Origin of the sequence: Salipiger sp. HF18, assembly GCF_011806505.1 — a bacterium.
Lineage (GTDB): Bacteria > Pseudomonadota > Alphaproteobacteria > Rhodobacterales > Rhodobacteraceae > Salipiger > Salipiger thiooxidans.
The window spans coordinates 1-5,506 of the sequence record NZ_JAATOS010000277.1 but is presented as its reverse complement, the minus strand read 5'-3'; the positions used below and the strand labels follow the sequence as shown (position 1 = coordinate 5,506).

The following is a 5,506-nucleotide window of genomic DNA, read 5'->3' as shown; positions in this document are numbered from 1 at the left end:
GAAGATCGACGATGACCGCCAGCCTCGCGATCAGCGACGCTCGCGGCTTCCTACACCACGCCGCGGGGCACTATCGGGCCAAGCCCTTGTCGAGTGCTTTCAACCCAACGGTGGGGACTGCACGATCGACGGATGCTGTCGCCTGAAGACCCGGCTTCGAGTGGCCGAGATGGCCTTTATCGAGAACCTCAACCGCTCGACCGTTGCTGATGTCGCCCTCCCCGCACCGGAACCTGCCTGACACGGCGATGGCGGCGCTACGTCGGCGCAGATTAACCGAGACGGCAAGTCACACGCGATTCCTTGCCGCAGATCGGCCTGCTACTCGACGCGTTAGACCGGTTCCACTGTTTCGATCTTCAAAATGCCGACAATGACGGTGCGACCGTCTTCTTTCTTCAGGGGCTCTTCTTGGTGTCTTGACATGCCCAAGAGTGTTGCGCCGAGCAAGGACCCCACCGGAATGCGGCCCGGCCGTTCTACTATGCTCATTGTCAAAATGCCCTTTTGTACAGGGCCATTGTTTTCAGCATATGTGATGCGTTTCATAGGCAATGCGATTTGGTCGATGCCTTTGCCAGCCGCTTTCCCGGCCGTCCGCATCTTGTAGCGCAGGATCCCTTCTACAAGACGCGGCATATTCCGTGCCGCGGGGTCATCTCGGGAAAGCAGCCACTCGATGTCGGCGCGGTCAGAAGGCCGAAGATAGAATTCTACACCATTGAGGTGTTTTTCTGGCGTGGTGTCGTAAGCAAAGCTATTCGGCACCCGCACATGTTGTGCGTTGGTCATGGTTGTCTCCCAGGGGCTGATCTCAGCAGACCCAATGTCTCTATCAAAATGTTCGAGAAATCCCCGGGTGGCCGTGAACGCGGTTACGCGCTCGCCGCCCGGGCAGGGAGGCGGTTCAGAAGCAGAAACCGGAAGAGGCTTTCGTTCGTAACCATGCAAGTAAGCTATGCAACAAATGGATTCTGTCAACCGTCACGGCCGTGGTGCGGCGAAGTGACAACACTATAGTATCTGGTCCTCACTGCTGCGCGACAATGAGACCGTGGTCAGCCATCTCCTTTGGCGGGGCATCATCCATGAGCTTCGTCCGCCTCTGATGGCGTCAGTGCCAGAAAGTCGCAGGCCACGCCGTGCGCTTGATATACCCATGCGAATTGCCGATCTCCCAGTCATGCCCTTTTCCCGTCTCCATACGAGGTCCCTGCTCACCGCGGGAAACACCCGGAACCGCCGGTAGCCCCGGGCGGGATCAGGCCGCTTGCCGGTCCGCGCCTCGGGGTCTTCTCGATCTCTTACAGATCAGTCGAAGTGGCAAACGCGCCAATCTGGCCGAAAGATCACGCCTGTGCGGGTCGCCCGGCTGACGTGGTGCGTGCGTCTCGGTTCAGTTTCTTCGTCATGGAGCATGACATGCACCCCCACGTCTCCAAATCCAAAACCCCTCACTTCCCACCCCCTCGAACGGCCAGACAGCGCAACCGCAAGCCCGGAGCGTTTCGACGTTGGCTCCGGACCACATTTCTCCAATGGCAACGCCGTAAGATGATCAAAAATCTTCGAGGCATGGACGATCGCCTGCTGCGCGACATCGGGATTGATCGAAGTGATATCCCGCGCGTCGTCAATGGTCTCACGGATCGCGAACTGAGCATGCGTCCAGTTTCTTCGGATGTGCAAATTGATGCGCGGTGGCGCGGCCGAACGGCATAGCCGGGCCAATTCCCGAGAATGCGCGCCACTGACTTCAGTGGTGCGCAGCCTTCACCGTGTAGTGGCTCCCTATGGAGCGCTGGAAAGGAGTGACAAAATGATGGTTTGCAAGGCAGATTTCGAAGAACTGTTTCCGGAGCTTTTCCGGCCAAGTGACATGGAGAGGTCGGTCGCTGAGCCGAGCGCCAAATGCCTGGTGCGGTGGGAAGACGATGGTGGTCGCACGACATCGGCAAACATCATCCCGCTGGCACATCGCCGGCCGATCCAGGAAGCTCGACGTGGCTCATTCTTCGAGATGCGCCGTCGGTAACCACCTGACGTCGAAGTCCGCCTCGTGGACCTCGTCATCAATTCGCCGTCTTCACCTTCTCGAGATCTGTGCATCCATGTCCGTTCCAGAACCGGCCCGGTCTGCAAGATTGACAGGGTGTGCCCAAAGACTAAGGTCTTCTCATGGTCACGCACGAGAACCTTTTCCGGTTTCTGCTTCTGAACCGCCCGGGTCCCCGGGCGGTCTGCGCATAAGCGCGTCTTCGACCACCCGGGGCTTTCTCACATCCTTGCATCTGAGAACGCGGGCTTCACCGCTCCGGGAGACACATCATGACCATTACCAGGATCCCCCACCTGCCTGCCGGCAGTGACTTTCGATCGCTCTTCGAACGCTCCGCTGTCGGGAGCGGCTTTCTCCTCACTGTCGACGACCGGCTCGGCATCGAACGCCTGCTCCGCCATCGCGGAACCAGGAATTCGCCAAATCCCCCTCTTCTGAATGGGCTGCTGCGTCACAAGCTGCGGATCTCGCGCGGAACTCCCGAGCCGGCCTCGCCTGATCTCGTCGTGGCGGGATCCCATGTCACCTACATGATCAGCGGTGAAGGCGCTCGCAGCGGCCTGCTTTCCATGAACCCCGCGCCGGTCCCGGGACATATCCTCGTTGCGTCATTGCTTGGAGCCACCCTGATCGGAATGCGAAAGCTGCAGAAGGTTCCGCTCCTGCGGGACGACGGTCAGATCGAAGTCGTCGTCGTCCTGGATGTGCGCCCGTCGCCGGATCAAGCCGCGGCCTGATGGATTGATCCGTCTCTGGCGGGTCGGGGGCTTTGGCACCCGTAATTCACTCACACCACAAGTAGATTGAAAGGAAACTACTATGAACAAACAACGCTCTGCCTCTCGCGGCACCGGCCGACGGCCCAGGGTCGTCATAAGCGCTGACTCCCTGGGCAGGCTCGAGGCACTTGCCGAGGGCGCGATCGAGCGCAATCCGGACCTCGCCGACAGGCTGCTCGGCGAAATCGGGCGGGCCCGTATCGTTCCGGCAGCGAAACTCCCGCAGAACGTTGTGGCCATCGGTCGCGCGGTCACCTATCGGGATGAGTCGAATGGCCAGGAAAAGACGGTAACGCCAGTCTTTCCCGAGGACGCCGACATCGCACGCGGCCGGATCTCGATCCTCACACCGATCGGTGTTGCCCTGATCGGACTGGCAGAGGGCGCATCGCTCCACTGGGATACCAGGGACGGAGAGCGGCGGGTTCTGACCGTGCTCCACGTCGCGACCCAAGATGTCCCCGAAGGCCTGGAGGTACAATGAACCGACATTCCCGGGGCCCTGCCGAAGCCCATGTTCTACCCGGAAGGAGCCGCTTGATGCGCTGACGAAGCCACGACGCTCCTTCCGGGATATCGGCAATCGCCGCTTCGGCGTCTTTCCTTCCCGTTGAAAGAGGGTCTCATGAATCTTCACCTTCCGCTTGCCTGCCCGTCCTGCAAGGCATCGCTTCCCCGCGCAGCCGCTCATCGCTGTCCCAGCTGTCGGCACATTCTCGGGGGCAATACCCCCATTATCCGAATTTCCTGTCGTCGTTGTGGCTCTGCCGTCGAGCGACATGCCGGCGCCGCCGTGACCTGCCTCCAGTGCAGGTCTCGTCGACCATCGCGGCACCAGCAACCGGGCTGCTAACATGAGACTACTCTTGCCTCTCCGTCGGCTGATCTGGCCTTCGGTCCTGCTTCTTGTCGCCGCCGGTCTGGTAATCTTCGACCAGGATGTGGAGCGGTGGGTTGAAATCTCCCTCCGCTTGCCTGGCGGCGTTGTCGGCTGCCTTGCCGCGGCCTGGCTCGGTAGCCGGCTGTTCGGCCTGTTCGCAGATCGCCGGAAACGCAACAAGCGCCCATACCTGCGCCTGTTTCAGGATCTCCTGGCGGTTCTGCTGTTCTTCGCCGCCATCGTTGCCTCTGCCGCGCTCCTGCTGGAACAAGGTCTCCCTGGCGCGCTGGCGGGATCGATCTTGATAGTCGCGGTGCTGGGTTTCGCAATCCGGAACGTCCTGGCCGACACGCTCTCCGGCATTGCACTGGGCGTCGAGGCACCCTACCGGATCGGGGACTGGGTCGATATCGAGCAGGTCGCACGAGGAAAGGTGTTCGAGATCGGTTGGCGCACGAAACGGCTGCTGACACTGGACTCGACCTACATGATCCTGCCGAATAGCCAGATCGCGCGCCGGCGCATCATCAACTATTCCGCGCCGAAACCACAGTATCGCGCGCAGCTGTCTCTGAAGCTTGCGCATGAGGTTCCCGTGGACGCCGCCAAGGAAATGATCCTGAAGGCGGTGAGCGAAGCGCGCCTGATTCAGAGCGAACCGGCACCGGATGTCCGCGTCCAGGAGCTGGGAAGCGACGGCAATTCCTATGCGGTCCGGTACTGGCTGTCGCGCTTCGAACGGGACGTCGTTTGCCGGGACGAGTTGCTATCTCTGATCGACCGCGCGATGCGGCAAGCGAAAGTCCCGACCCCACGCATGCAGATCGAGCTGAATCGTCCCCACGGGAAAGCCATGCTTCCCGTCAATCATGAAACGGAGGTCGCACGGCTATTCCCCCAAGAAGATCGCGCAGAGGCTCAATGCGGACGGCATCTCCGGGCCGCGGGCACGCCCTGGCGCGACAGTGCGATCCGCGGCCACCGTCAGCGCGGCACGGGGATCATCAACAATGAGCTCTATATCGGGCGCCTCATCTGGAACCGTCTCCGCTACGTGAAGGACCCGGAGACCGGCAAACGCGTGTCGCGCCTCAACCCGGAACAGGACTGGGTGATCCACGATGTCCCCGAGCTGCGCATCGTTACCGATGCACTCTGGGATGCGGTGAAGCAGCGACAGCAAGAGATCGAAGCCACGCCCGCCGTTCAGGGCATTCGAAAGAGTCGGTTCTGGGAGAAGAAGCGCAGCCAGCACCTGCTCACCGGCAAGCTTGCCTGCGGCTGTTGCGGCGGCGGCTTTGCCGCGGTGGGCAAGGACTACCTCGCCTGCTCCAATGCCCGCAAACTGCAGAGCTGCTCCGCAACGTGATCGATCAAGCGCGCGACGCTCGAAGACGCCGCTCTCGGGCTGCTGCGGGATCGCCTCATGCAACCAGACGCCGTCGCGGAGTTCGTGGCCGCGTTCACGAGAGCCGCAAACGTCCAGAGACGCGACGAGGGGATCAAGCACGAGCAGACCCGCAAGGCCCTCAAAGAGGTGGAGCGCAAACTCGCAGGCCTCTATGACGCCATCGCCGACGGGTTTCGGACAGCGGGGCTGCTGCAGAAGCTGCAGGCGCTGGAAGAGGAGAAGGCCGAGCTGGACCGCAAGCTGCAGGCCCCTGCCCCGAGCGCGGTGCGATGCGGTTTCATCCGAAGCTGGCGGAGCACTACCGGAGCAAGGTCACGGATCTGTCGGAGGGGCTAAAGGACGAGGCGAGCCGCGTCCCGGCACTGGACCTGCTGCGC

5 protein-coding genes and 1 pseudogene are annotated in these 5,506 nt (G+C 61.6%); 5 read left to right on the top strand and 1 reads right to left on the bottom strand.

Going from position 1 to position 5,506, the window contains the following annotated elements; genetic code table 11:
• Positions 1 to 241 (top strand): annotated as a pseudogene (locus HC022_RS28810) (hypothetical protein); the annotation flags it as partial.
• 92 nt (positions 242 to 333) lie between these two features.
• Here the strand turns inward: HC022_RS28810 and HC022_RS18350 are convergent.
• Positions 334 to 792 carry a hypothetical protein gene (locus tag HC022_RS18350; protein ID WP_167453385.1) on the bottom strand — a complete coding sequence of 153 codons (459 nt, stop codon included), beginning with the start codon at positions 790 to 792 and terminating at the stop codon, positions 334 to 336.
• A gap of 618 nt (positions 793 to 1,410) precedes the next feature.
• Between HC022_RS18350 and HC022_RS29725 the strand changes: the two genes are divergently transcribed.
• The 4 genes from HC022_RS29725 to HC022_RS18330 all read left to right on the top strand — a co-directional run bounded on the left by HC022_RS29725 (position 1,411) and on the right by HC022_RS18330 (position 5,087).
• A complete protein-coding gene (locus tag HC022_RS29725; protein ID WP_368484696.1) occupies positions 1,411 to 1,722 on the top strand; it encodes a DUF1127 domain-containing protein in 312 nt (103 codons plus the stop codon).
• A gap of 606 nt (positions 1,723 to 2,328) precedes the next feature.
• Entirely contained in the window at positions 2,329 to 2,796 is a 468-nt protein-coding gene (locus tag HC022_RS18340) for a hypothetical protein (protein ID WP_167453384.1), read from the top strand.
• 82 nt (positions 2,797 to 2,878) lie between these two features.
• Positions 2,879 to 3,322: a nucleoside diphosphate kinase regulator gene (gene rnk / locus HC022_RS18335; protein WP_008887960.1), complete on the top strand. Its 444-nt coding sequence runs from the start codon at positions 2,879 to 2,881 to the stop codon at positions 3,320 to 3,322.
• A 370-nt stretch (positions 3,323 to 3,692) separates the two neighbouring features.
• Positions 3,693 to 5,087 carry a mechanosensitive ion channel domain-containing protein gene (locus tag HC022_RS18330; RefSeq protein ID WP_254885169.1) on the top strand — a complete coding sequence of 465 codons (1,395 nt, stop codon included), beginning with the start codon at positions 3,693 to 3,695 and terminating at the stop codon, positions 5,085 to 5,087.
• The last annotated feature ends 419 nt before the right edge of the window (positions 5,088 to 5,506 follow it).